Origin of the sequence: Tenacibaculum xiamenense (assembly GCF_964513065.1) — a bacterium.
Taxonomy (GTDB): domain Bacteria; phylum Bacteroidota; class Bacteroidia; order Flavobacteriales; family Flavobacteriaceae; genus Polaribacter; species Polaribacter xiamenense.
Genome location: NZ_CAZEQU010000016.1, coordinates 50,579 through 76,774 on the forward strand (window position 1 = coordinate 50,579; position 26,196 = coordinate 76,774).

The window sequence follows — 26,196 nt, forward strand, 5'->3', positions numbered from 1 at the left end:
AGTCAAAGAAACTATAAGTACAATTACCACTGTTTTAAGAAAATAACCTAATAAACAAGGACTATACCCAATTTGTGTTAGAATCATTAATTTCAGAGGCTAATGAAGTAGTTTTAGATGACGAAACACAGAATAGCAACTTTATCTACTCATCAAATACACACCAAGGTAAAACGCAAAGGGTAATTGAAAATTCAGACCTATTTTTCTAGGATATTAAACAGATATTCAAAAGAAAAAACATAACATTTAGAATTACCCCTAAAAAAAGTCGAAAGAAAATCTCTTTCGACTTTGTTAGATGCTAGCACTAGTTTCAGTACCTAAGCATCTTAATAAAACCCTGCATTTTAATCTTCTAAAAAAGGATATCTATAATTTGTAGGAGGAACAAATGTTTCTTTTATTGTTCTATTGCTTACCCACCTCAAAAGATTCCAAACTGATCCTGCTTTATCGTTTGTTCCTGAAGCACGTGCTCCACCAAAAGGTTGTTGAGCCACCACAGCACCAGTTGGTTTATCATTTATGTAAAAATTACCCGCCGAGTTTTCTAACTTCTCAGAGGCAAGTTTAATGGCATCTCTATTTTTACTAAATATGGCACCTGTTAAGGCATATTCACTTGTTGAATCAATTACGTCTAGTATTGATTTCCATTCGTTATCATTATAAATGTATATGGTTATTATTGGTCCAAAAAGTTCTTTGCACATACCACTATGTTTGGGATTAGTGGTGACGATTACTGTTGGTTCTATAAAATATCCTATTGAATCATCGTAACTTCCTCCGATAACTATCTCGGCTTCTTTATCTTTTTTAGCTTGATCTAAAAATTTGGATAACCTTGTAAATGCTTTTTTATCTATAACAGCATTTATAAAATTGGATGTATCTTCAGGAGTTCCCATTTTAAAAGAACTTATATCCTTAATAATCAAGGTTTTTATTTCATACCATAAGCTTTGTGGTATGTAAGCTCTTGAAGCAGCACTACATTTTTGACCTTGATATTCGAAGGCACCTCTTGAAATTGCTGTGGCCACTTCATTAGAATTTGCTGAAGGATGAGCCCAAATAAAATCTTTTCCTCCAGTTTCACCAACAATTCTAGGATATGTTTTGTAGTTATCTATGTTATTCCCGATAGTTTTCCATAAACCATTAAAAACAGAGGTTGAACCAGTGAAGTGTACTCCAGCTAGATTTGGGTTTTTAAGCAGAATATCTGAAATCATGCCAGAATTTCCAGTGATCATATTGATGACACCATCAGGTAACCCCGCCTCTTTAAGTAAGTCCATGATTAAATGAGCTGAATATACTTGCGAAGCTGCTGGTTTCCATATAACTACATTTCCCATCATAGCAGCAGAAGTTGGTAAATTCCCAGCAATGGCGGTAAAATTAAATGGAGTAATTGCGTAAACGAAACCTTCAAGAGGTCTGTACTCGGTTCGATTCCAAGTTCCAGAAGAAGATATTGGTTGATTGTTATAAATTTGAGTCATAAACTCAACATTAAATCGAAAGAAATCGATAAGTTCACATGCTGAATCTATTTCAGCTTGATATACATTTTTTGACTGGGCAATCATAGTCGCGGCATTGAGCTTATATCGATAAGGACCAGCTAAGAGATCTGCCGCCTTTAAAAAAATAGAGGCTCTTTCTTCCCAGCTTGTTTTAGCCCATTTTTGACGAGCTTCCAGAGCTTTTTCTATAGCAAAGTATACATGTTCCTCCTCAGCTAAGTGGTATTTACCCACACAAAGTTTATGATTGTGAGGAGGATTAATTTCTTTCGTATTTCCTGTTCTGAATTCTTTTCCGTCAATGTAAAAAGGGATATCAATCTTTTCATTTATCATCCTTTTGTACATTCCCATTACTTCTTTTTTTTCGAAAGAATTTGGAGCGTAGTTTTTAACTGGCTCGTTTTTAACTTTAGGTACTTTAAAAAATCCATTACCCATGTCGTGTCGTTTTAGTGTTTAATTTTTTGGTTCGAAGTTTTATCTATTGTCTTAGCTATTGCAGTTAATTTAAGAAGTTGTTTCTCCAAACATCACGTAAATAAGTTTGGTATTTTCTAAAATGGTAGCTGCATGTCCCTCTTGTTTTTCAATTTTAAAAATATCACCAGATGAAAGAATGATCTTTTGTGTTGTATCATTTTCTAACTCTAGAATTACTTTTCCTTCCAGTATGCAAACTATTTTGTGTTTGTCATGTTTGGTATAATCACCTTGAACAGGAGTTTTTAAGCCTTTTTTTAAACACCCTGTTCCAAATTGCACACTATAGCCACTCTCTATATTTTGGAATATTTCCTTTAAGTAATCATATTCGGTGCCTTTGGCATATTCGAGAATAGATAGCTCCATTTTTAACTAGTTAACAATTATTCTATTTCCAAACTCAAAAGGCTCTTTAAATAATCCAAATTCCGCAATATCAGCTTCAGATGGCGCTTCTGAACTCCATTTCCTTGAAGGTTTCCAACCGTAATTCTTTTTTAGAAGAGCTGCTTGCTCGGCTTGTTTTAGGGCTGCTAGAGAAGGATCTATAACAGGAATATTTAACTTTTGTTGAATTTCTTGATAGAAACCGAACTCACATGTACACCCTAAAATAATCGACTCGGCAAAGTCTTCATTGACTGCTTTCTCTGCTGCTTGAAACAATTTGTTAGCTGTGATGTCATGATTCTTTTGAAATTCACAAACGTTCATTTCAACATCTCTAAATGAAGCCAAATGTTCGCCATAACCATATGATTTTATTGCATGATGCATTTCGTTTTCCCATTTTTTTTGACCAATAATAACTGAAAATTTATTGGATAATTTTAAGGCAATTTCTACCGAAGAGTGACAAGGCGCAACAACAACCATATCTCCAGAAATTTCACGAGCACTAAGTAAGTGTGGATCATAGAAGCAGCCGATAATTAAAGCATCAAAACCTTCTATTGAAGCTTGTCTGGTAGCTTTTATTAATTCTGAAGAAATTAAACCGTTGTAAGTTCTGTACTCTAAGTTATCCATTAAACCTACTTTGCTATTTAATGAAGTCACATGAACTTCTGTATTTGGAAATTTATTGTCTTTGATCATTTCAGCAAAAAAAGGATCGTAAGCGTCAAATCCTATGGGGTTTAAGTACATTATTTTTAAATGTGGTATTTTATTCATTTTCATTTGAGTAAGTTTTTACTTTAAAAGTTATTGAATAGTCTTTTGGCTCAAGACTCGTTCATAGAACATGACTATTATTTACGATATTTAAGGATATCGGTGTATAATGATATCCTGCCAATATGTTTGAATCTTCAATAATAGCCCTAGATATTTAAAACAATTTCGAATGATTTTGACTACAAAATGTGCTTGAATTACTATAACTGAACTCAACAAACAACATATAAACACATGTCTTATCTATTGAACTATGAACTTGTCTTGAGTTAACTAATTATTAAACAATTGATAAATGGCACCAATACGTTAATAAGAAAGAGCATTTTAGAACTAGGAAACCTGATAAAACACCTTGGCCTCCTCTAAACTTATATATCCGTTTTTTACATCTGACAATACTTGTTTTTTCGATCTTTTTTCAGGAGAACCATATCCACCACCCGTTGCTGTAACACATCTTACAATATCACCTTTTTCAAGAGCGATATTGGTTCCCAAATTATACCTTTGTTTTGATCCATCTTTTCTAATAATCATAAAGTAATTGTATGAACCGTCATGACCTCCGTTCATCCCCCAAGTTTTTGTTTTCTCACCTAAAAAAGCTCCTGTTACATTGGCTCCATCGGAAGTGATTTTGTAATCAACATATTGTCCATTTCCTCCTTGAAACTCTCCATAACCACCACCTTCATTATGAAAAGCATATTGCTCTACTTGAATACCATACCTCATTTCTCGAATTTCGATGGGGATATTATAAGATTCTCCACTTCCACATGATAGCTGTCCTCTATTTCCATCATGTGTTGCAGAAGCTCCCCAACCACCAGCTAACGGTTCTGCTTGAATATAGAATTGATCCGTATCGGGATGAATTCCAGAGATGAACGTAGCGCAAACTGAACGTAAATGACCAGCTGGTAGTTTATCTGGAATTAAAGGAGCCAAAATTTTCCAAATTAAATCAATTGAAGTAATTAACACTTCATAGTAAACTGATACCGCGGATGGCGCTTCAGCGCTAACAATGGTTCCTGGTTTACACAAGACTTTCATAGGACGAAAAGCACCTCCATTTGCATCCATTTGAGGTGTGGTTATGGCTTTAAATAAACTCCTGCATCCTGTTACCAGACCGCTAAAGGCTAAATTTGTGGCACCTTTTACCTGAGGATGTGAACCATTGAAATCGGCTATAAACTCTTCGTCAGTTATAGTGATTTTTGCTTTAATTGGAAAAGGCCCTTCTCCGAAACCATTGTCTTCTATAGCCGTTTCACCTTCATATACTCCGTTAGGAATACCTTTTAAAGCTTCGATACACATTCGTTCTCCATAATCTAAAAAATCATCTTTAGCCTTTTTGTAAGTTTCTAATCCGTATTTATCTATTATGGAAATAACACGTTTAGCTCCGACTTCCGCTGCTGCTATACCGGCAAATAAATCACCTAAAGTGCTATCTGGTAATCGTACATTTGCTTTAATTAAATCAATTATAGCATCGTTTAATTTACCTTCAGATTTTACTTTTATGAAAGGAAAATGTAACCCTTCTTGATAAATTTCTGTAGCTACAGTTGATACAGACCCAGGAAAAGTACCTCCCAATTCTGTCCAATGTGCTTTATTTACGGTAAACGCTACCAGTTCATTTTTGTAAAAAACAGGGTAAATTATTGAAACATCAGATAAGTGAGTTCCACCACCTGCATAAGGAGTATTAGCTATAATGATATCCCCTTCTTTAAGAGAGTTATCTTCGGAAAACTTTTCTAAGGTAGCTCTTACTACAGAGTCTAAAGCAGCTAAAAAAGCAGTTACCCCATTTCCCTGAGCAAGTAACTCTCCTTTTTTGTCTGTAATTCCAACAGCATAATCCAACGACTCATAGATTATTGGACTCATGCTTGTTCTTTCTAATGTTTTAAACATTTCATCTCCAGCAGCTACTAAGGCATCTTGAATAATTTCTAATGTAAATTTTTCCATGATTAGTTATTTTCTAGGGTTAAAATTAAATTTCCATATACATCAATATTTACTGAGTGTAATGGGCTAACAACAGTTGTTGTTGCTTTTTCTGCAATAATAGCAGGTCCCTTAAAATTCATATTAGGCTCTAATAAATCTCTATGATAAAAAGTTGTATCTTGAACTCCTAAATCATCAAAGTCCACTTGTCTTATATCAAAAATGGCATCTTTTAGTTTTTTATTTGTTGGTCTTATTTTAGGAAAATCTGGTTTGTCTACTTCTACTTCGGCAACCAAATGGAAGTTTACTAATTCTACAACTGTATCGAGTTCAAATGAATAATGTTTTTTATGTTCATTATGAAAATGAGAAATGATATCAGTCAAAGATGTTGTTTCAGAAAAGTTATTCAAGAGAACTTTAACATAATGTTCTTGTCCTGCATATCTTAAATCTGCATAATATGTGAACTTTACCTTTTCAGAAGCTGTATTGTCCGCTTCAAAATTAGTAATAGCTTCTTTTTTCATTTCGTTGAAGGTATTCACAATAGTACTTTTTTCATTATCTGTAAGCGTTAACACATTTGTTCGCAAGTAGTCTCGCCTAATATCCGACATCAACATTCCGAAAGCTGAGAATACACCAGCATGAGGAGGGATAATTAACTCTTTTACTTGAAGTTCTCGTGCTAAATCTGCACCGTGCATAGCACCTCCACCACCAATAACCACCATGGTAAAATCTCGAGGATCGTAACCTTTGTTAACGGAAATAAGCTTTAACGCATTAATCATGTTTGAGTTAGCAATTCTCAAAATACCTTTAGCAATATCTTCTTTTGAGCCATTTAAAGCATCGCAGAGTGGTTTAGCTGCTTTTTCAATACTTTCATAATCTGGCTTAAATTCACCACCTAAAAAATAATCTGGATGAATTCTACCAGTAATTATGTTAGCATCTGTCGTTGTTAGATTTTTACCATTTCTACCATAGGCAGCTGGTCCTGGCATCGCTCCTGCACTTTTAGGTCCAACGTGCATTTTTCCTCCTTCATCAATCCATGCAATGCTACCTCCTCCATTACCAATTTCAACGATATCAATAACTGGAGTTTGAATTGGGTAACCTGCTTCGGTTCTGGAGTGCTCAATTTTATAATTAGTAGTTATTTTTACTTGACCATTTTCTACTAAGGCACATTTAGCAGTTGTACCACCAATGTCTAAAACAATTAAATTTTTCTTATTGATTACTTTACCTAAGGCAATTGCACCAAAAACACCACTGGCAGGTCCAGATTCTACCATAGTAATTGGGTTAGATTTTACATCTTTAATAGTGGTGATTCCACCATTCGATTGCATAATATAAGGCTTGTTTTGTAACCCTTTGGAGGCTAATTTAGCCTCTAAATTATTGAGGTATTTTTTTGCAATGGGTAAAACATAGCTAGACAATACTGTAGAGCTCGTACGTTCATATTCTCTCCACTCTCTTGTAACTTGGTGAGAGGCTATGATTTCAATAGAAGAATCTATTTCTTTTATCTGTTTTACGAGTTCTATTTCATGAATTGGATTTTTGTAGGCATGTAATAAACAGATCGCAATGGCCTCTACTTTTTCTTTTTTACATTCATATATAATTTTATTTAAAGAAGAAGTAGTTAAATCTTTGATAACTCCTCCTTTGTAATCTATTCTTTCTTCGACTTCAAAACGAAGATACCTTGGTACAAAAGGCTTTTGCTTTATAAAATTAAAGTTGAATAAATCAGGTCTATTGCAACGTGCTATTTCTAAAACATCTCTAAAACCTTTTGTTGTTATTAATGCTGTTTTCGCTCCTTTACGCTCAGTAAGAGCATTGATTACTACGGTAGTACCATGAGCAAAAAAATCTATCTCTTTTAAGTTTACCTCACCTTTTGAGATAGTGTTTAAAATACCTTGTTCAAAATTAGAAGGTGTGGTGTCTGATTTGGCTACTTTTACACCTATAGGCTCTCCTTTTTTATTAAATTCAAGACATACGAGATCTGTAAAAGTACCGCCAATATCCGTGGCTACTCTCATAATATATAATGTTTTTTTGGTTAAAAGCCGTTAAAGGAATTATTTAACGGCTTAATTAATATTTGATAATCAGTACATGAAAATTAACAAATAAAAAATTCAAATAATAACAATGAAATTCAATGGTTTCAGTATTGTTTCCTTAAAATTTGTATGATAATTCTACACCATAAGTGGTAGGTTGGCTAGGAGTACGAATATCACCCAAAGGACCGCCATTAGGGTCTCCATCAAATACTCCGAATGGCCACCATTCTTGATTATACTGCGTGTTGAAAATGTTTTTCCCCCATAAACCAACGGAAAAATCATGAATGCTATAAATTAGTTTTGTGTTAACAAGTGTATAGGCATCTTGAAAGACACTTTCTTGATCTATACCATATAAGTCATCTGCAAACCAGTATTTTTTTCCTTTATTTTCTACGTTAACATTAGCGGATATTTTAGAGTCTTTTCCAGTTTCAAAATTGGTAAATAACCCAATATAATAACTACTTTGAGGAGCAAATGGAATTTTATTCCCTATTGCAGAATCTTCAAAAGCCTTCGTAATTTCCGTATCAATGAAAGATGCCCCTCCAAGAAGATCTAAATGTTTTGTAAGTCTTAACTTCGTATCGATTTCAAAGCCAGAAGACTTAGATTCTTCGAAATTAATAGTTCCTAAAAATGTTCTGACTCCATCAGATCCAAATCTATATACTTGCTGATCTTCAAATACAGTGTTAAAGTATGCCACATTGAAAATAAACCTATTGTTCCAAAAGCTATTTTTTAATCCAAGTTCAAAACTATTGGTGAATTCGGGGTTAATCTCTTTATTAATTCCACTAGCAGCAATTTCTAAAGGATTGTAACCCCCACTTCTAAAACCTCTGCTATAACTAGTATATATCATATTATCTTTTCCTATTTTATAAGAAGCAGATATTTTAGGTTGAAAAGCAGAATATGATCTTTTGCTTGTTATTCCTGCTACGTTTTCAGTATTCTCTAATGTTTCCCATTCGTTTCTAAGACCAGCTGAAATATTAAATTTTTCAGTTAGATCATACTCAATAAAACCAAAAACTCCAATAGAACTGAGTTTGTTATCATCAGCAGTAATGATTTGTTCGGTTGTATTGGTATAATTAAAGTCATTAGTATCTTGATTAAAGAAAGCACTAGTGTCCCAGTCCGAACTTATATTTTGATAAAAGAGCCCTAAATTCCATTTTAATTTTGAGTTATCGTTCGTAGATACCAAGCGTAACTCTTCATTAAGAGTTCTTGAAGCTCTGGTCATTGCCTGTGTAGCCGCAGGAATAGGTCCGTAGTTGTCTATTGGAGCGAAAGATAGGTAATCACCATCGTAAAATAGGTTCACATCTGAGTAAGAGGTATGAGACATTAGCTTGAAGCTATTAAAAGAAGTTTCAAATGAAGCCGCTAAAACAGTAGACTTTAACGAACCTTCTCCTAAAAAATCGGCGGTAGGATTTCCGCCAAAGCTATTTGGGTTGAAATCTTCAAAGTCTGGATTTTCATTACTGTTAATAAATGTTATAGCTCCACTTTTACTATTGTTGTATTGTCCTGTTAACGATAGTAAGCTCGTTGAACTTAATCGAAACTTTAACATTCCACGCAGACCTAAGTCTCTTCTAAAATCTACTTTTTCATTTAAAGTTGTATTATTAATCAAGCCATCAAAGTTGGAATAATTTACTCCTAAACGATAGTAAGATCTATTATTTTTAATTGAACCAGAAAAATTGGTTTGTAATTTATAAGCGTTACCATTTCCATAACCAACTTGAGCTTTTCCATTAAAACCATTTTTAGGTTGTTTAGTGGTTATTACTACCGCACCTCCAATGGCATTTTTACCGTAAAATAACCCTTGAGCACCCTTAATAACCTCTATTTGATCAATATCGAATAAGGATTGATTCGTTAAATCTGCAGATGCCAAATACACTCCATCTATTACTGTAGCAATAGGAGAAGGACCATATCTAATTTGAGGAATACCTCTTACACTTATTAATACGGTACCTGGGTCTTGCGATTCTCCAAAAGAAATTCCAGGAATTTGAGTTAAGAAGCTTCCAATATCATCAATCCCAGTAACTTCAATTTGTTGTGATGTAACCGCAGTAACACTTTCAGGCATTGCTTGAATAGATTCGATACGTTTTCTTGCTCTACCTCTAACATCTGTAAATCCTTTAACAACTACCTCACCAAGAAGTGCTGCATCTTCTTCCAAATTTATATTGATATTGTTTCTTCCCGAAACTCTAACTTCTTTGGTTTTATACCCAATGAATGAAAACACCAATATTGCTTCTTTATCTACTAGGATGGTGTAATTACCGTCAACATCAGTAATCGTACCAGAATTAGCTCCTTTAATTGTCACATTTACTCCAGGTAAAACTCCGTCTGAAGAATTAACGATTCCGCTAACAGATATTTCTTGGGAAAACATAACTAAAGGAGATACAAAAAATAAAAAAATAAGTTTCTTAAACATATTTGTAAAGTTTAGTAATATTCAAGAGCCAATTTAAGTTGAAAACGATTCCTACTATTTATTTCCTTTTTTTTTGTATTAAATTTGTAATTCCTAATTAACAATATGGAATTACATGGGAAATTATAATAAAGTAAGTAAGTCGTTAATTTTAACAAATGAGATTTTCACTATTTTGTTAAATAACATTATTGAAAGATTTTCAAACACTTATCAGATTCAAGATAATTATAAAGAAACCGAAGTTTTCGGATTTGGAAATTATACCCCAGAAAAACCGAACTTAAAAAACGAATTTGAAAAAATAGCTAAAGCCTATATTAATGGTAAATACTTATACAATAAGAAAAGGGAAGCGCTTACAGGAAAGCCTTTTATTAAAATTAGTGATGAGTATAGGTATGTTTTTTTTAATTATTTAGGATTAAGAAACTTAGAAGAGTTTCTTGCTCAAGGTTCAATTTCGGAGGAACAAAAAAAGAAACAGGTTGAAATACTAATTAATTCTACTACTACCGAAGATTATTATTACACTAGCTATTACTATGGTGAAGATAATAGACTAAATAAAGGTGAGGTTATTATTCGAAATAAATGGAAAAATATAGAGATAAATTATGTCTATGAGGATAACTATGGGAAAATAGGAACTTACACTTTTTTCGGAACCATAACAAAAAATGAAGGGTTTCTTTTTATTGACACTAAGTTTTTTAATGGGAATAAAAAGAATGAGGGAGCAAAGCTTGTTTTTTTTATAGGTAAATCTGCACCTCATGAAAGAGATTATTTAATTGGAACTTATTCTGGTTTTGATAAATATGACAATACTATTGCAGGTAAAATGATATTGAAAAAGTTTGATAATAAACAAAAAATGGAAGAAGAGGTTCAAAACAAAGATTTTGATCCTGTTATATGTCAGGAATTGAATAAAAAAAGAATCGTTGTAGATAGTGTCATAAGAAAGAATCCATTATTATTTTCTAAGAAAAGTCCATATGCTCAAATTTTAAATGATATTTCTCGCGAATATTTGTTAAAAATAAACCATCAAAAAGAAACTTACGATTTAAAGCTAAAAGTTGAAAAATACCACTTAAAAATTAAAAGTATTGATGAGTCATTGTTTATAGAAAACGATGAGATTAACTTGATAAATAATGGACAAGTATTAAATATAGTTTTCACTATTAATGGTGTGTTTTATATCAAGAGAATATCAATATACATAAAGGTATATAATCTAATTAAAGAGAATGGAAAACGCATTGGGAAATACACTGCTGCTGATGTTAATAACAATATTATTAATGGAGAGGTGGAATTTCTTTACTAAAAGTGTGTTAATTACTCGCATCTTTATTCACTTTAATGTATAATTTCATTTTGAAACAATAGAGCCTAATATGAAGTATGTGAATATTGCATGTAAGATTCTATAAAAATAAAAAAACTGAAGACACAAGCATTCATGAGTTAGCAGATTTAGTTTTACCAGAAATGAAACTGTAAACTAAACTTAGTCTAGTTTACAGTCTCTATTATTTCGATTTACTATTTTGCTTAAGTGCTAACTTCTATCGAAAATCTATTAATAAAAATAATTAGGCCTGTTCATCTTGAATTATTACAGGTCCTCCTACTTTATTGTATATTTTAACTTCAGTCCCGATAACTTCTGGGCTTTTATCATAAATATATCTAGTAAAAATATGATCCATCATTAAAGAACCTACTAATGCAATTCCTCCCAATCCTTCTAATGGAACAACATCAACAACAGTAGTACCTGCATCTTCTCCTAAATCAATAAAGCTTAAATATTCTTTTTCCGTAAGGACTAATACTTTCTTTTCACCATTAATAAAAAAATGAAACTTAATGTCTGGTAATGGTTGTCCACTATTTTGAGCATTTTTAATTAAAGAATAAATTTGGTTCATAGCCCAATCGTCTCCTTTTAATTGAGAGGCTCCTGAATCTAACACAAAGTATTTTTCATTACCCGATGGAGAAGGGCGAAAAGTAATAATATCTTCTCCTACTGTAATATCTTCTAAAGGCATTAACCAAAGGTAATTATAATCATCACTGTATGAAGTAACAGGAAGTGTAAATTCACTTTCCTTTACAACATCGTCAGGTATGTTTTCTGTTCCTATATGAACAGTACCAGTACTTTTATCTGGCTCTGTAGATTTTTTGAAGTTAAATGAAATTTCTGGTCCTGGGGCTAGTTTACCATTATCAACCATGGTTTTAATAAAGTGAAAACCGTATTTATCTAAATTTCTTCCTGTTGAAATACCATATCCACCTTCCCAATTTAATTCTTTGAATTGTGGACCTTCGTAATTCGTTACTAAATATAAATTTGCAGTTAAGGTTCCATCTGTAGAGTAACTACCACTATCATAAGCTAAAAATAATTTATCGCTTGCTTGGTTCGCTTCCATTTTCCCCCACGGTCCAAAATCAATAGTAACTGTTGGTGATTCTTGAATCCATTCAAAGTAATCATCACTCTGTGGTCTAAATCGTTTTCTATGTTCTGGATCAGATCCTTCAGGAACATTAAACCACATACATGCATCAGTATCACATTGTGTCGAGGTTATCCAACAGAATCTTGCTCCTGTATCGAAACAAATTTTAAATATACCAAAAGTACCTTCTCCATGTCCAATGTGTGCTTGTTCAGTATACCAAGGGTTAGCCCCGTTATTTTGATAAGGGCCTTTTTGAAGAGTCATGGTATATTCTTTTGTAGCTACTAATGTTGTTTCTTTATTTTGATTCATAATTTTTTAGTTTTTAGTTTTTAGGTTTTAGGTTTTAGCTTGGATTAATTATTGTTTTTTAGAAAAAGTGTCTTGGCTAATCGATACACTGGTGTACTTATTATCATTCGTTCGTGCTGATGCCTTAAAAGTTTCTAAGGTTAGTAAATCATCATTATTAGTGTCAATGAAACCTGTAAAAGAAACGTTAACCACTTGATAATTCTCTGGGAAGTTTTCGTTCGTATATTGACCTATAAATGTTATAGCTCTTAAACCAGTCTCCTTAACAACTGGCTGACCGAAGCCATCTACTGGCATTGCAATGGTTCTGATTGAACCATTTACTGACAATTGAACCTCAACAGATGCTGTAAGTTCATTATTATTATTTGAGTTTATCTGTATGTTCGAAATAGATTTAAAGATTGATAGACTATTATTGTTTTGATAACCTGGTAGGTCTTCCGAAACGAATGATGGTACTCTATGATTAAGCCCATTTATGTCATTATCTTCCTTAGATAACTCTTCTTTCGAATTATTGCCTTTATATGGAACAAATTCTAAAGACTCAGTATAAACTCCAGGTTCATAAACCTGAACAGCTGAAAAAGGGGAAGAAGAAGTCATTCCGTGTAAAAATTGAATTTTACTTCCATCCTCATATAAAAGCCCATTCATAGCCGATACCCAATCCCATGATGGATCGGCAGTTCCTTCATCTAAAGACTTCCAGTTAATAGTGATTCCGATAGTTCTATTTTTTTCAGTAGCTGATACAGGTGACACGAACCCTATAACAGGGTAAGTCCCTGATGATCCAGTAGTTGAAGAGTATTCCCCTATAATAAGCCCCGTGGAAGATACACTTACGATTGTTAAAAGTGAGTTATATTGGTTTTCCCATTTTGTTCCTACTAAAGGATCAATAGTTGATTTAGTTTTTGAAGTAGGTCTCTCAAGAACTAAACCGTTGTTGTCATTTTTTGCTTTTTTTCGCATAATTTAATTTATATTAATTGGTTAAAAATTCATTTATTACAAGCGAATATCTAATGGTTCCTTTTATAAACGCAGAGTTAGTCGCTATGCTTTTATATGGTATGATATTGAATTGTTTGATTATTATCATTCATATTGTTATTAAACCTTATTTGTAAATAACCACTTTAATAGACAAATCTGATTTTGCTTTGCTGTTACGATAGGTAGTTTAAAATAATTAAGGGTGTATTGCATAGCTAGATTAATAGATCTACAACTTTCCTAATTATCTAAGAGTATCAATGTTAAAAAATCTAGTAAAGGCGAAAGAGGTATTATTTGAAAATGAAAAAATATGTAAATGATTAGAAGTATAATCGTATATCTTATAAACATTTCAAATTAGTGAAGAGTGTTTCTTCAAGATTCTTCCTTCGCCCAAATTACTGTAAAAGATTTAATTTTAGTTAAGACAAAACCTGTTATAAAGCTTTAGTCTATTATTAGTTAATTTTACAAAGTTTACTTACAATCTGCTGGAATGATGTCTGATATTGTAAATGAGAAGTTATCATCATTAAAGTATGAGTTTAATACGTTAACAAATGATTGCTTTTGATCTTTCCCATATAGTAAACAAGTTGGAGGAGTTACAGAAACAATCATTTCATTACCTTTTAAGGTTTTAATAGTTTTTAAATCCCCCGTGTTATAAGGAATATATCCAGCTTCTAAACCTAAATCTTTATTAGGATTTGAATCATAAATAAACATGGTAATAGTACTTGGAGCAGTAGCTACGTATTTATACGAATTATCTTTTACATTATATTGAGCAATAAACATATTTTCGTTTAAGTAATAGAGTCTGTATTCATTATCTCCTTCCTTATTAAATACAATATATCCTTTATCATAACCTGCAGCAGATTCTTCAACAACATCTACAAGATGAGTGTCTAAGAGCAGGTTTTCAAATTCAGAGTTTTTTGGTGCTAGTGATTCTAAATAAGCATATAGATTTACTTTATCTGTATAATATGTTTTTAGATTCTTCCCAATAGTAGCATGATTGCTATAAGTACCAGTATATAAATCAGTGTTAGCTAAATTATAGCTATCATAAGCCCAAGCTGTAATACCAACAGCTCCACCTAATTTATCAATTGTTGGTCTTAAACCTTCTTCTGCTTCGGCACCAGTAGTCCAAGTATTATTAGTCGAGGTTTGTTTTCCATCCATGCTTGCAGCGGCAGAAGGAGAATAGTTTACATTTGAAAATGGTTTGCTATATAGTAAGTTAGATAAAGAAGGTACCGCTCTACCTGCACCGTCACAGTCATATAAACGATATTTGTATTTAAAAGCAATATATATTGCTAATAAGCCGTTAACAGGACCTGATTCTATAGGTAAAATTCCCGTAATGGCTTTACTTGAAAACTCATTATTAAATGCATCAATTGCAGCTTTACAAGCAACAGCAAAATCAAGTAAGCTACTAATAGCAGTTGGAGCTCCCATACCTCCTGCAATACCAGCGTAAGTATAATCTGGGGCATTGTTTTTATCTAAAGCGGTTATGTAATCAAAACCACTATTAAGCATATCTTGTACCAATTGTAGTCCATCTAAAAATGAACCACCTCCACCACTAGCCGAAAGCCCGAATCCCCAGGCAATGTCTTCTAAATTATTCTTATCAATATCAAAAGAAGTATTTAATTTTTTTTTTTCACTGGAGGTCCTGTAAACAACTTGGTTTTTGAATTAGAAACCGCTAGGGTCAAATCATTGCTGTAGTTTTTACTCTGTTTCATAATTATAGTAAGTTTGATATTATTTAGATAACTTAACTATGAGCAATTTTAAAAATGAAAAAGCAACAGAAACCTTTGAAGTTTTATACTTAAATCCATTGTCGGACCCGGATTACAACAAATCTTTTGCGGATTCATTAAAACAGTATAAATATGACAGTACTTCATTGGATGTAGCTTGTTTTCAACCAACAACTAATTTGCCAAAAACTTTAGATAATTTGGGATTTAGACCTTACGAAGGTCTTGTAATAGAGCCTATTGTACAAGTAGCCCGATTAGGAAGTATTGCTAATCCTAAAAAAAAATATGACGCCATGGTAATAGGCTGTTTTTATGATCCTGCTTTAATCGATAGTAGAACTATTTCGGGAGATATGGCAGTCATAGTACCTTGTCAGGCTTCTTGTCAGATAGCCGTTAATGTTTCTAACAAATTTTCAATTATCATAGGGATGGATTATTGGGAGGATCAAATGAGAGAAACGGTATATAATTATGGTTATAGAGATCATTTAGTTTCTTTTGAAATTTTGGGTATTCCTGCTGATCAGCTTCCTGTAGACCCGACTAAAACCTTAGCTGCAATAAAACAGGCAGCTGTAGATGCTGTTAATAAAGGTGCTGAATCTATTGTATTAGGGTGTACTTTAGAAACAGGTACATTTAGTGAGGTAGAAACATATTTACAAGGTATTTTTAATTGCCATATACCTGTAATTGATCCATCAATTGCGGCATTGAAAACAGCTGAACATATGGCCATGAATAAAGGGATTTGGTCAATGAGTCATATACATGGTATGCAACAACCTTCAGAAGGTGATTTGAAAAAATTTGGAATTTACCAAACTCCATATGTTTTATCGAACATAATTAATGAGCCAGCAAAAGTAAGTGAATTAGAATTTGATAAGTAACTCGCATAATTCATTTTCAGTTTAATAGATTTTTTTGCAAGTGAAGAAATTTAACTCTTCCATAAAACTAGTTAATTTTGTTTTATGGAAGTTTTTTTTTTATGAAGGTGAATAAAAAGAAAAATAGTATTTAAAACTATTTTTTTGTTGTTTCAATTATATCTTTTCTCTCCTTTATAAGATTGAAATAACTATCTTTTATTTTTTGTAGAGGAATAAGAGCTTTCTCCAAAGCTTCTAGACTCTTCTCAGTCTTTCTTTTTATCTTTTGATAGTCTGCTATTTTAGATTGAAGAATAGGGTTCGTGCTAACAGCATTTATCCTTTCTTGAATCAAAGATTTAGATTTTTCTATATTCTCAAACAAAGTTGGGCTTTTCCCTCCACTTTCTATGGCTTTTTCATACCATATTATAGCGTTCTTATAGTTCTTCAATTTTTCAAAATAGATTTTCCCAATATGAGATGCTAATTCATTCTTACTTCTCGAAACTCAAGTTTAATCTTATCTTGAATATGGTTATGATCAAGATAATATTGTAACCAAGGGTATTTAACCTTTTCAATATCAGTAAACTTCAACTTAAAATTTTTAGGAATCCTTTTAGAAAAATTAATATCAATATTATTAACAATTAGAGTAAATACTAATTTTTTCTCAGAGATTTTGTAAGTTTTAAATAATTTGTTTGAAGCTCTGTATAGAATCCAGTCTATTTTACTTTTTGCTATTTTACCCTTCAGATATTTACATTGTATAAGATTGATTAGATTATCATTTTCAGCAATTAAATCTATTCCTCCGTCTAGTTTCCCTAAATTTAATCCATTATATTTTACTTGAAACCCTTCTTTTTCTAGAATTTGTCCTACATATTTTTCATAAACTTTCCCCCAATTAGAGGGAGATATTTTTTCATAGGGAACTACAATTTCACAATTCCCTACTTCTATTTGATTAGAAATATTATTCAATTTTATTGTATCATAATGCAAAATTTTTTCGAACCCCATTTTAATTATGTCTAATGATTTAAAAGAATAGTAAAAGTACATGTATTTATTAACCGAATAAAATGGGAGAGTTTACGGGAAACTCAAGAACAAAAAAGTTTTCACACCTCTTCAAAAACCTGATTTTAACCTACAAAGATAAAAATTGAACCTGTTACTGCCCCCTTGAAAGGCAGATTTATTCTCTTTACCTAAAACTTATAAAACTAGTAATTTGTTGTACCTTTTAAACTAAAAAAAGCTTCACAAATTGTGAAGCTTTTCTAGTAGCGGGAACAGGACTCGAACCTGTGACCTTCGGGTTATGAGCCTTGACGTTTACATTTCAAAAAACATTAATTTAATTGATTTTCAATGTTTTAAATATTCAAACACTTCAAATAAAGACAAATAAAACCATATAAAAACGCAATTTGTTGTACCTATGTTGTACCCAAATTTTGTATATTTATACTCAGAAAAGTCAAAGAAACTATGAGTACAATTACCGCTGTTTTAAGAAAAAAACCTAATAAACAAGGACTATACCCAATTTGCGTTAGAATCATTAAAAATAGAAAACCTACCTTTATTTATACCAAGCAGTATATTGATTTCAAGCATTGGGATGAACAAAATCGTCGTGTAAAAAAATCTCATCCTAATTCTACCCGCTTAAATAACCTCATTTCTAAGAAAATTTCAGAGGCTAATGAAGTAGTTTTAGATGATGAAACGCAGAATAGCAACCTTTCTACGCAACAGATTCACACAAAGGTAAAGCGCAAAGGAAAAAATGTTTCATTTTTCAAATTAGCATCAGAGAGGATAAAAAAGAAATACTTAAAAGGCACTTTCTCTGTCGCTAAAGCTGAATTATCTATACTGCATAATATTCAAGAATATGTAAATCACAAACCTTCTGAACCTATTTTGAAAGCACGAGAAAACATAAAACTGAGAAGAAAAGAACGCATTTCTAAAGGAAGGAAATATGAGCATCATACTATGGACTTAATTAAGAAGTTCTCTAAGGATAATTCTCTGTTCTTTGAAGATATTACCACTCCTTTTTTAGAAGGCTTTAAAACGTTTTGTATTTCTCATTTAGAGCAAAAGAAAACTCGTACAGTAACCAATCAGTTGATTCTAATAAGAACACTTTACAATCAAGCTATAAAAGAAGGAGTTGTACATGAAAAACATTATCCGTTTGCAGGAGAAAAGGAAAAAATCAATATTCAATCTGGGAATAAGATCGGATTGAACGTCAAGCAAATCAAAAGTATTGAAGATTTAGAACTAGAATCGAACACTTCTATTTGGCATACCAAAAACGTGTATTTGTTTTCGTATTATTTTGCAGGGGTTCGTATATCGGATGTTGTTGAGCTTAAATGGATGAATTTTATTGATGGTCGCCTTTACTACGAAATGAACAAAAACGAAAAGCCTGTGAGTCTTAAAATCCCTGAAAAAGCCAATATTATTCTTAATCTCTACAAACAAGACAAACAATCTGAAACCGATTATGTTTTTCCTTTCCTAAAAAAAGCAAACCAAAACAACAAAGAAGATATATTTGTTAAGACCAGAAATGCTACAAGTCTTATGAACAAGCACCTTAAAAGAATTGCTGAAATGTGTGACATAAAAATCAGTCTGAGCAATCATATCAGCCGACATTCTTTTGGGAATATTGCTAAAAACCGTATTAGTCCAGAGGTATTACAGAAGCTATATCGTCACAGTAATCTAAAAACAACTATTAATTATCAGGCGAATTTTATTCATAAGGAAGCTGATGATGCTTTAGATATGGTGTTGAGTTCTTAGAAAATCTATTTTAGTTCGGGGAATATATCGAAAACAACCTCCTCAAAATCCTTATCTTGAATAGGTTTATTTTCGAAATATTCTTGTTTTTTACGCTTGAATGTTCCTTTTTTAGAATCTAGTTTCTCTATTTGAGATGTCCTATTATAATAATCCATTGCCTTCAAAATTACATCTCCACTCTCTCTGTAATGTTGAATAGCATTATTAGAAATACCCAATAAGTTTGGAAAATTAAAGTAGATAGGCTTGCCCATTTTTAAAGATAAAATCGTAAAAAGCTCACGCTCTTTCCTCATTGCTATATCAAACTTCTCCCAATTATTCAATTTCGTTGCAAACCTCAAAATTGCCCATTTATCAAAATCCGATTGTTTTTTAATTTCTTTATGTAACTCTAAAACAAAGTTAATATCTTCTTTCTTTATTACATAGCCCCTCTCAAAAAGTAAATTAAATAATTGTAAATGAAACCAGCCTTTTGCTTTAAAGTATTTTTTAGCTAGTTCTATAAACACTGTACTTTTTGAACTGCCATAATTATTAACTTCTATATCTAAGTCTAATGTCCTTATCAAATAAAATGAAAAGTTATCTTTCTCCTGATTCTCTATACATACATTTAAAACCAGACGTTTTTCACATCCAATAATTTTATCTAAATGAAGTCTCTTATTCAATTCCCTCTTATCCTGTTTATTTAACTGGTTTAACAGATTAATTCCAGGAAAAAAATCTGTTGAACAATCTTTGTAGAATTTTTCTATTTCGACAAGATAACTTACTACTCTTTCTTCTTTCCAAAAATCCATTACTCTTTAACTAAAAATGATTATTTCTCCTTTTGGTACTACCAATTCGAAAGGTTTCTGCCCCACATTTCTCTATTGATGCTAACTTAAATTTTTGTCTTTTCTGTTCAAGAGTTTCTTTAATTACCGTCGAACATGTTGCTTCTCCATTCTCTATACTTTCAATAATCCATGTTACACGAGATTCTGACTTATGAAATATCTTATCTCCTATTTTAAAATCTATATTACTCATATTATTCTTTTTCCTGATAAGGCAGTACTATTGGTACTGAAAATTTAATTTTATTTGAGGTGAAATTTTCTATTGCCTCTCTTCCTTCGACTCCTGCTTTAAATACAGATACGAAAACTCCCAATTTCCCTGAAGTTCCCCCTTCTTCTTTAGTTGTTATTGATATATCAAAATCTATACTTTGTGCAGGCTTATTTGAATATTCATCGACATAAGAATTTTCAGAAGCTTTTAACAGAATTAGAGATTTAGGATTTACTTTAGCTTTCTTCTCTAAAGCAAACCTTTGCGCTTTTTCAACTCCATTTATTATTTGTATTATACTTTCAGAAATAAAATCTTCTAACTTCATTAACATATATTTTTAAATTACTTAATACAAAAAGCCAAACTAAAATAAATAATACTCTATTCTTAGCTGTTTAAAACCATGGTTTCGGGACTTTATAATATTTTCTATTTTTTTATTAATTAACAGCCAACTAAGATAAAAAAATAACGAACACATCAAATAATATTGAGCTCCAACTAACATATGAATAATTGAAATATTCTTGTAAATAAAACTATGCCCATCATAATAATCATTCACCTATTAATCTTAAAAATTTCTGTGGTCGGTATTCAATAACATCCTTTTCAATCATTTGACTGACAAACATACTTACCTCATAAGGATAACAAAAATTAATATTTCTCTTTCTGAATTCATCGTATATTTTTGTCAATAGAGAGTTAGGTATTCTTAAAACTTTTGTGATTTCATAATCTTCTTTATCAAAGTAATCGATGAGCCCAACCCAATAGTTAATAATTGTTGATATTGACACGAAATAAAAATCATGAGAGTCATTCTCTTTTATTTTATCTCTATCCGTAAAAGCAAGCCAAACTGGCATCAAGATCGATTTCTGCAAATTATGAAGAGCCTCTAATTCAGAAATATATAAAGCAAAATATTCTTCGAAACCTTTATGAAACCTTATTTTCTTGCGGCACTTCACATCGAATAAAACAGTCCCCATATCTTTTATATTCACCAGAAAATCTGCTCTTTTAGATTTAGTCTTTTCTATTAATACTCCAATTAATAATTCCATATAGCTTCTATGATAAACAATTCAATTTCACTTTTTAGGACTTAACAGGATTATAACTCCATTGAATCATGTAATAACTTTCTAATTTAATTCAGGTACGTTCTCCAATTTACTCAATAATTTAAAATAAGGTTGATTCAACCATATATTCTTATCACCAACCGCTACAAATTTATATTTTGCTCTGGTCAGGGCTACATTAAGAATATTCGGCTTAAATGAAGCCCATGTAGCCGCTCCTTGAGTTCTTTCGTCCAATCCTAAGCAAAAGAAAACTCCATCAGCTTGCTTCCCTTGAAAAGTATGAACCGTTCCAACTCTTTTATCGATCCATTTAGAAAATTCCATTTTGCTTTCTTTTTGAGTTTTTCCTTGATAAGGAAACTCTATATTCTTCTTAAAATACTTTCTCAATTCAACTTCAATTTCTTTAAAAGGACTTATTACAAATACATCTGGTAAAACCCCTTGATTTTGAATTTCATTCTTTATAAGTTGACATATTACTTCTGCTTGTCGAACACAATAATGCCTACCACTAACAATTCCTTGAGTATGAATAAATGAATTTTCTATCAACAATGGTAAGGAATCCGGTCTAGGAGTACTTAAATACATACTATTGTCATAGGCAATAGCATTCGCTATGGCAAACATAGGATTAATGCAACGCCTATGTACTTTTAGAGGTGCCCCAATCCAAACCTCATTACCTTGACTATCCGTGACATTAACTCCTTTAGAATTAATTCTGTCTGATGCTATTTGTACAGACATTAAAGCATTTAGTTCATTAGCTGACAAACCATAATGCTCTCGAATTTTCTTTACAATTAACTCTGGGATAAGGTTTACTGGTTCTATTTGAAAAGGATCTCCAACAACTACTACATTTTTAGAACGCCAAATAGCACCTAAAGCTGATTGTGGTGTAGCCTGACCTGCTTCATCTATAAAAAGCCATGGTAACTTTTCACTTCCAACTGTTTCGAACATGCGAAAAACGGAAGCAAAAGTTGTGGAAACGACAGGAACTACTAAAAAGAATGTAGCCCATAGCTGTTCTATTTGTTTTTTTGTCGGCTTTACTCCTCCTTTCAAATATCTAAAGAAACAAGTTAAAGTTTTTGAGATCATATCTTTATTAGCATTCGCTGTTAATAAGAAAACCTCATTCAACTCAAGAGATAAACGAAAAACATCTATTTGTAACGATTGAAGCTTATCCGAATACCAAGGACAACTATCTTGTACTTCTTTTGTATCTATATTGTCCCAATAGCCTTTATCTGCGTAATTTTGCTTTAATTTGTTCTTCGATGAAGTAATTAGATTAACTTCTTTCGTGACAAGTTTAATATCTGAGTTTTTTTGTACAAGAGTGGTTTCTTTTTTGTCTATCTCTTTTTCAAAAACTTCTCGTCTTTTTTTAAACTCAGTTATTTTTTTTAAAACATTATTTTCTTTGTTACGAGCTTCATTTAGATCATAATAATATTTTTTTCTTTTAGAAGATTGTAACCAAAATAAGAAAAAAGAAGGTTTTGTTGACTTAATAAATTTAATTCTCTCAGATGCTTTTAATTTTCTTCCTTCGTATTTTGTAATTTTTATGGATATATCTTTATGTTCTTTTTTTAATTCTTTTACAGAAGCTGTTAGTACTTCAAATTCTTTTAATAAAACATCTTGTTTATCAAATAAATCATCTTGTTTTACACTTAACCTTTCAATTCTATATAAACGCTCTTTTTCCTGTTCAACTTCCTTCAATTTATTTTTAAATCGAACCTTTACATCATTCCATTCTCTAATCCCTCTATATTTATTTTCTTTTAAGTAAACCTGTAGCCCTTTTTTCTCTAACTTCCCTTCATGCCATTTTTCCCAATAGGAATCGATAAATTTAGTTTTATTTTTTTTATTACCGAGTATAGCCGAAAAGACTCCCCAGTGATCTTGATCTGGTAAAGCATTATCAGCGACAGATTTAAAGTAAGAAATCTCATCCTCAAATGGTTTTATTGCTTCTTTTTGGGGCAACTCTTGAGAAATATTTTGAACCGCTACATTATTATTTGATGCAATAACTATTCCTCCATTACTAATTATATTTTTGGGGTAAACAATATTATGAACAAAATTAGAATTGTCTACTTCAACTTCTCCTCCACTTATAAAAGCTTCTTTAGGATCTTTAAATTCTGATAACTTTTTTGCTCGTTCTGAGATTATTCCAGCTATAGCATGTCTCAACAGAGTAGTCTTACCAGTACCAGGAGGACCATTCACCGAAAAAAGATTCTCTGTAAAATCTTTCTCTTGGCATTGAGACACTATATTATTTACAGCAAACTGTTGCATTAAATTAAGTGAATAAGCACTTGGCCAACATGCATCAGGAAAATTTTTAGGCGATAAAACTTTTCTTATATACTCAACATTATTTTGTAAATCAATGCGCTCTCCATAATCATTTATGTTGCCTTTTAAGTACTTATTTACTGCCGAAAACTTAGATAAATCATTGAAAGAATGTATTACTCTTTCAATATCTTCTGAATAAAAACTATTAATAATATTGGATTGTGAAAAGACGACTCTTTTATCCTGTTCTTGCTTGCTCAAGTTCTTTTTATTTTTCTCAATAAAAATAGATGACGGTAACTTTACCGACCAACCAATTTTATTTAATAGAAGTTTTTCAAGTGAAAAGAGATTATCTAAACTTATACTTTGCTTGATATCTTCACTATATTCATCATTTTTTGAATCATCTTTAAAAAAAGGCTGAGCCTCTTTAAGAATATCATCTAAAAGAAGTTTAAATTTTTCTGACCAATTATCTGTTTTTAATTTACCTTTTTCAATCTGACCTAAAGCCCAAGGTAGAGTAGAAACACCGAGCGTATTCTTTATATACATTCCTGAAGCATCAAGTTTTATTGAAGCAAAAAAATACAAATCTTCACTTTTATTGGGATTATTATCTTGTTCTTTAAAAAAGTCTCTTACAAAATCATTTATAGTCGTTAGTGGATGGACTCCAAAATATATCGTATAAACAACGGTTTCTTTTTTTGAAAAATCAACTGTCTGTCCAGACCATGGTTCTAGTATATATGAGTCTAGTTTTGTAAGGTTATTTTCATTTGGTAGTATTGCAGGATTAAAATGCTCTAGCTTATGCCAGCAAGCAAGTAATTTCTTTAGCTTTAACATGGAGTTTTTTGTTTCTTCTAATTTTCACTAAGGTACGAAGCTATATTTATACTTTTAAGAGATATTTTAAAATATCACAAACTACTGTGATAAAAATAATCTCATCTATTCATAACAAATCTTAAAAACCACCTATACAAAACTATTGAAAACATGACAAATAAACACCAGTTCTAAATTTCATATGCCTTTCTGGCAAAAGAACTTTTGATCTAAAAATTAACAACTTTAATTATAAAAAAATAAATTTACTACTCATCACTGAAAACAGAAAAGGTTTCAAGAGCTGATAACATAATTATTAGGTCCTTAATTATTTAATAAATAGCATATAGAGCTTTTTTAATCAGTAAGATTCCATAAAACAAATTAAAGACAACACTCTATTAGTCATTTCATTCTTCCCGATAATCTAAAAAATCTTTCATTTACCGTTAAAAATATTATTTCTCCATAAATACGATGACAACATGTCTCTTCAACCTTTTTTAAGAAAAATGGTACGGTAGTTGAAAGTAACACCAACGTAATAAAAAGTGCTAGATATTTGACTGAAAGCACTTTAAAAGTGGTTTCATTGATAAGGAAAACCACTTACAATTTTGTGATAGTAAATACCCCCGACATCTATCTCTATCTACAAAATACAACAATTCCTTTCACGGTTCATGAATGATGTCTGTAAACATCAATCTATAATTTAAAAAATTATTTGTTAATGAGATTAAACAATAAACAATTATTACATTTTGTAGAAAAAATAAAACTACAAACTGACGATATGCCAAAATATCGTAATCAAATTAATAATCTAAAGGAAAAATTAGAGTATAGAATTAAGAATGATGAAAGTACTGGTATGAAAGTTTCCAAATACTTATTAGCTGGTTCATGGAAAAAGCGTACAATTTTAAAAGCTACCGGAGATAATCCAATAGATATTGATTTAGTACTATTTGTTACCGGCGATGAAAACATTCACAATGATTTAAAAAAGTTACATGACTATATCATTAAATATCTTGAAAAAATATACCCTAACAAAGATATAACGAGAGATGTTGATGCTGAAGGAAATACAAAATCAATAAAAATACGTTTCAGTGGTACTGGTTTAGAAGTTGATATAGTACCAGTAGTACCAATAAACAACCCTAAACGTTATGTTTGGCAGCCTCAAAGAGGTGGAGGAGGTAAATACATTACAAGTGTTGAAAATCATTTAGATTTTTCCTTAAACTTAAGACAGACAAACCCAAGCTATACTGCAATTATCAGAGCTCTAAAGTGGTGGAAAAATTATAAAGAATTAAAACCATACGAAAATGAAGGTGGTATATCTTCTTATGCTATTGAATTAATAGTAGCTTATTTAGATATTAATAAGGGAGTTGAAACAAATATTGAGGAAGCCATTATTAGGTTTTTCCAATTTTTAAGTGACTCAACATTCCCTGAAATTCAGTTTGAACAAGCCATTAATGGTATACCTAATTACAATACTCCAATATATATAGCAGATGACACAAATAATGAAAATAATGCTGCTAAGAAGATAGATAATTCAAAATGGAAAGAAATTATAGAGGAAGCGAACGAAGCATTTGACACCTTAAATCTTGCCATAGATAGAAATAACCAAGGTGACACTATCGATGAGTGGAAAGCCATTTTTGGACCAACTTTTAATATTCAATAAA

20 protein-coding genes are annotated in these 26,196 nt (G+C 31.5%); 4 read left to right on the plus strand and 16 right to left on the minus strand.

Going from position 1 to position 26,196, the window contains the following annotated elements; genetic code table 11:
• Nucleotides 1-350: 350 nt before the first annotated feature.
• From pruA to ACKTTV_RS07065, 6 genes are all read right to left on the minus strand, one after another.
• Nucleotides 351-1,979 carry an L-glutamate gamma-semialdehyde dehydrogenase gene (gene pruA, locus ACKTTV_RS07040; protein ID WP_408030119.1) on the minus strand — a complete coding sequence of 543 codons (1,629 nt, stop codon included), beginning with the start codon at nucleotides 1,977-1,979 and terminating at the stop codon, nucleotides 351-353.
• Between the two features lie 69 nt (nucleotides 1,980-2,048).
• Complete coding sequence (locus tag ACKTTV_RS07045) at nucleotides 2,049-2,390, minus strand: hypothetical protein (protein WP_408030120.1); 342 nt, start codon at nucleotides 2,388-2,390, stop codon at nucleotides 2,049-2,051.
• Nucleotides 2,391-2,396: 6 nt separating this feature from the next.
• Nucleotides 2,397-3,206 (minus strand): aspartate/glutamate racemase family protein, encoded by an 810-nt coding sequence (locus ACKTTV_RS07050; protein WP_408030121.1) that lies wholly within the window; start codon nucleotides 3,204-3,206, stop codon nucleotides 2,397-2,399.
• Between the two features lie 330 nt (nucleotides 3,207-3,536).
• On the minus strand, nucleotides 3,537-5,201 hold the full coding sequence (locus ACKTTV_RS07055; protein WP_408030122.1) for a hydantoinase B/oxoprolinase family protein: 1,665 nt from the start codon (nucleotides 5,199-5,201) through the stop codon (nucleotides 3,537-3,539).
• Between the two features lie 2 nt (nucleotides 5,202-5,203).
• Nucleotides 5,204-7,264 carry a hydantoinase/oxoprolinase family protein gene (locus ACKTTV_RS07060; RefSeq protein WP_408030123.1) on the minus strand — a complete coding sequence of 687 codons (2,061 nt, stop codon included), beginning with the start codon at nucleotides 7,262-7,264 and terminating at the stop codon, nucleotides 5,204-5,206.
• Nucleotides 7,265-7,406: 142 nt separating this feature from the next.
• Complete coding sequence (locus ACKTTV_RS07065; protein WP_408030124.1) at nucleotides 7,407-9,788, minus strand: TonB-dependent receptor; 2,382 nt, start codon at nucleotides 9,786-9,788, stop codon at nucleotides 7,407-7,409.
• 115 nt (nucleotides 9,789-9,903) lie between these two features.
• Here ACKTTV_RS07065 and ACKTTV_RS07070 point away from each other — a divergent pair, with 115 nt between their 5' ends.
• Nucleotides 9,904-11,127 (plus strand): hypothetical protein, encoded by a 1,224-nt coding sequence (locus ACKTTV_RS07070; RefSeq protein ID WP_408030125.1) that lies wholly within the window; start codon nucleotides 9,904-9,906, stop codon nucleotides 11,125-11,127.
• Between the two features lie 268 nt (nucleotides 11,128-11,395).
• On the opposite strand, the gene ACKTTV_RS07075 is transcribed toward ACKTTV_RS07070, so the two are convergent.
• The 3 genes from ACKTTV_RS07075 to ACKTTV_RS07085 all read right to left on the minus strand — a co-directional run bounded on the left by ACKTTV_RS07075 (nucleotide 11,396) and on the right by ACKTTV_RS07085 (nucleotide 15,265).
• On the minus strand, nucleotides 11,396-12,592 hold the full coding sequence (locus tag ACKTTV_RS07075; protein WP_408030126.1) for a pepsin-like aspartyl protease: 1,197 nt from the start codon (nucleotides 12,590-12,592) through the stop codon (nucleotides 11,396-11,398).
• A 48-nt stretch (nucleotides 12,593-12,640) separates the two neighbouring features.
• A complete protein-coding gene (locus ACKTTV_RS07080; RefSeq protein ID WP_408030127.1) occupies nucleotides 12,641-13,576 on the minus strand; it encodes an avidin/streptavidin family protein in 936 nt (311 codons plus the stop codon).
• Nucleotides 13,577-14,080: 504 nt separating this feature from the next.
• Nucleotides 14,081-15,265: an S-methyl thiohydantoin desulfurase domain-containing protein gene (locus tag ACKTTV_RS07085; protein ID WP_408030390.1), complete on the minus strand. Its 1,185-nt coding sequence runs from the start codon at nucleotides 15,263-15,265 to the stop codon at nucleotides 14,081-14,083.
• A 151-nt stretch (nucleotides 15,266-15,416) separates the two neighbouring features.
• Between ACKTTV_RS07085 and ACKTTV_RS07090 the strand changes: the two genes are divergently transcribed.
• Nucleotides 15,417-16,298 carry an aspartate/glutamate racemase family protein gene (locus ACKTTV_RS07090; protein WP_408030128.1) on the plus strand — a complete coding sequence of 294 codons (882 nt, stop codon included), beginning with the start codon at nucleotides 15,417-15,419 and terminating at the stop codon, nucleotides 16,296-16,298.
• 136 nt (nucleotides 16,299-16,434) lie between these two features.
• Here ACKTTV_RS07090 and ACKTTV_RS07095 read toward each other — a convergent pair whose 3' ends face one another.
• Together ACKTTV_RS07095 and ACKTTV_RS07100 are read right to left on the minus strand one after the other, a co-directional pair.
• Nucleotides 16,435-16,734 (minus strand): hypothetical protein, encoded by a 300-nt coding sequence (locus ACKTTV_RS07095; protein ID WP_408030129.1) that lies wholly within the window; start codon nucleotides 16,732-16,734, stop codon nucleotides 16,435-16,437.
• 32 nt (nucleotides 16,735-16,766) lie between these two features.
• Complete coding sequence (locus ACKTTV_RS07100) at nucleotides 16,767-17,312, minus strand: restriction endonuclease (RefSeq protein ID WP_408030130.1); 546 nt, start codon at nucleotides 17,310-17,312, stop codon at nucleotides 16,767-16,769.
• A 474-nt stretch (nucleotides 17,313-17,786) separates the two neighbouring features.
• Here ACKTTV_RS07100 and ACKTTV_RS07105 point away from each other — a divergent pair, with 474 nt between their 5' ends.
• Nucleotides 17,787-19,127, plus strand: coding sequence for a phage integrase SAM-like domain-containing protein (locus ACKTTV_RS07105; RefSeq protein WP_408030131.1), 1,341 nt, complete (start codon nucleotides 17,787-17,789; stop codon nucleotides 19,125-19,127).
• Between the two features lie 5 nt (nucleotides 19,128-19,132).
• On the opposite strand, the gene ACKTTV_RS07110 is transcribed toward ACKTTV_RS07105, so the two are convergent.
• From ACKTTV_RS07110 to ACKTTV_RS07130, 5 genes are all read right to left on the minus strand, one after another.
• On the minus strand, nucleotides 19,133-19,939 hold the full coding sequence (locus ACKTTV_RS07110; protein WP_408030132.1) for a DUF7829 domain-containing protein: 807 nt from the start codon (nucleotides 19,937-19,939) through the stop codon (nucleotides 19,133-19,135).
• A 10-nt stretch (nucleotides 19,940-19,949) separates the two neighbouring features.
• Nucleotides 19,950-20,174 (minus strand): hypothetical protein, encoded by a 225-nt coding sequence (locus tag ACKTTV_RS07115; RefSeq protein ID WP_408030133.1) that lies wholly within the window; start codon nucleotides 20,172-20,174, stop codon nucleotides 19,950-19,952.
• Nucleotide 20,175: 1 nt separating this feature from the next.
• Nucleotides 20,176-20,526, minus strand: a complete 351-nt coding sequence (locus ACKTTV_RS07120) for a hypothetical protein (protein ID WP_408030134.1) — start codon at nucleotides 20,524-20,526, stop codon at nucleotides 20,176-20,178.
• 232 nt (nucleotides 20,527-20,758) lie between these two features.
• Nucleotides 20,759-21,274, minus strand: coding sequence for a hypothetical protein (locus tag ACKTTV_RS07125; protein ID WP_408030135.1), 516 nt, complete (start codon nucleotides 21,272-21,274; stop codon nucleotides 20,759-20,761).
• Between the two features lie 81 nt (nucleotides 21,275-21,355).
• On the minus strand, nucleotides 21,356-24,496 hold the full coding sequence (locus tag ACKTTV_RS07130) for an AAA domain-containing protein (RefSeq protein WP_408030136.1): 3,141 nt from the start codon (nucleotides 24,494-24,496) through the stop codon (nucleotides 21,356-21,358).
• A 718-nt stretch (nucleotides 24,497-25,214) separates the two neighbouring features.
• Between ACKTTV_RS07130 and ACKTTV_RS07135 the strand changes: the two genes are divergently transcribed.
• Nucleotides 25,215-26,195, plus strand: coding sequence for a CBASS oligonucleotide cyclase (locus ACKTTV_RS07135; protein WP_408030137.1), 981 nt, complete (start codon nucleotides 25,215-25,217; stop codon nucleotides 26,193-26,195).
• Nucleotide 26,196: the final 1 nt, after the last annotated feature.

Bases quoted from the DNA above. Each gene is read 5' to 3' on its own strand.
- pruA (WP_408030119.1), bottom strand. From the start codon at position 1,979: ATGGGTAATGGATTTTTTAAAGTACCTAAAGTTAAAAACGAGCCAGTT.
- ACKTTV_RS07045 (WP_408030120.1), bottom strand. From the start codon at position 2,390: ATGGAGCTATCTATTCTCGAATATGCCAAAGGCACCGAATATGATTAC.
- ACKTTV_RS07050 (WP_408030121.1), bottom strand. From the start codon at position 3,206: ATGAAAATGAATAAAATACCACATTTAAAAATAATGTACTTAAACCCC.
- ACKTTV_RS07055 (WP_408030122.1), bottom strand. From the start codon at position 5,201: ATGGAAAAATTTACATTAGAAATTATTCAAGATGCCTTAGTAGCTGCT.
- ACKTTV_RS07060 (WP_408030123.1), bottom strand. From the start codon at position 7,264: ATGAGAGTAGCCACGGATATTGGCGGTACTTTTACAGATCTCGTATGT.
- ACKTTV_RS07065 (WP_408030124.1), bottom strand. From the start codon at position 9,788: ATGTTTAAGAAACTTATTTTTTTATTTTTTGTATCTCCTTTAGTTATG.
- ACKTTV_RS07070 (WP_408030125.1), top strand. From the start codon at position 9,904: ATGGGAAATTATAATAAAGTAAGTAAGTCGTTAATTTTAACAAATGAG.
- ACKTTV_RS07075 (WP_408030126.1), bottom strand. From the start codon at position 12,592: ATGAATCAAAATAAAGAAACAACATTAGTAGCTACAAAAGAATATACC.
- ACKTTV_RS07080 (WP_408030127.1), bottom strand. From the start codon at position 13,576: ATGCGAAAAAAAGCAAAAAATGACAACAACGGTTTAGTTCTTGAGAGA.
- ACKTTV_RS07090 (WP_408030128.1), top strand. From the start codon at position 15,417: ATGAGCAATTTTAAAAATGAAAAAGCAACAGAAACCTTTGAAGTTTTA.
- ACKTTV_RS07100 (WP_408030130.1), bottom strand. From the start codon at position 17,312: ATGGGGTTCGAAAAAATTTTGCATTATGATACAATAAAATTGAATAAT.
- ACKTTV_RS07105 (WP_408030131.1), top strand. From the start codon at position 17,787: ATGAGTACAATTACCGCTGTTTTAAGAAAAAAACCTAATAAACAAGGA.
- ACKTTV_RS07110 (WP_408030132.1), bottom strand. From the start codon at position 19,939: ATGGATTTTTGGAAAGAAGAAAGAGTAGTAAGTTATCTTGTCGAAATA.
- ACKTTV_RS07115 (WP_408030133.1), bottom strand. From the start codon at position 20,174: ATGAGTAATATAGATTTTAAAATAGGAGATAAGATATTTCATAAGTCA.
- ACKTTV_RS07120 (WP_408030134.1), bottom strand. From the start codon at position 20,526: ATGAAGTTAGAAGATTTTATTTCTGAAAGTATAATACAAATAATAAAT.
- ACKTTV_RS07125 (WP_408030135.1), bottom strand. From the start codon at position 21,274: ATGGAATTATTAATTGGAGTATTAATAGAAAAGACTAAATCTAAAAGA.
- ACKTTV_RS07130 (WP_408030136.1), bottom strand. From the start codon at position 24,496: ATGTTAAAGCTAAAGAAATTACTTGCTTGCTGGCATAAGCTAGAGCAT.
- ACKTTV_RS07135 (WP_408030137.1), top strand. From the start codon at position 25,215: ATGAGATTAAACAATAAACAATTATTACATTTTGTAGAAAAAATAAAA.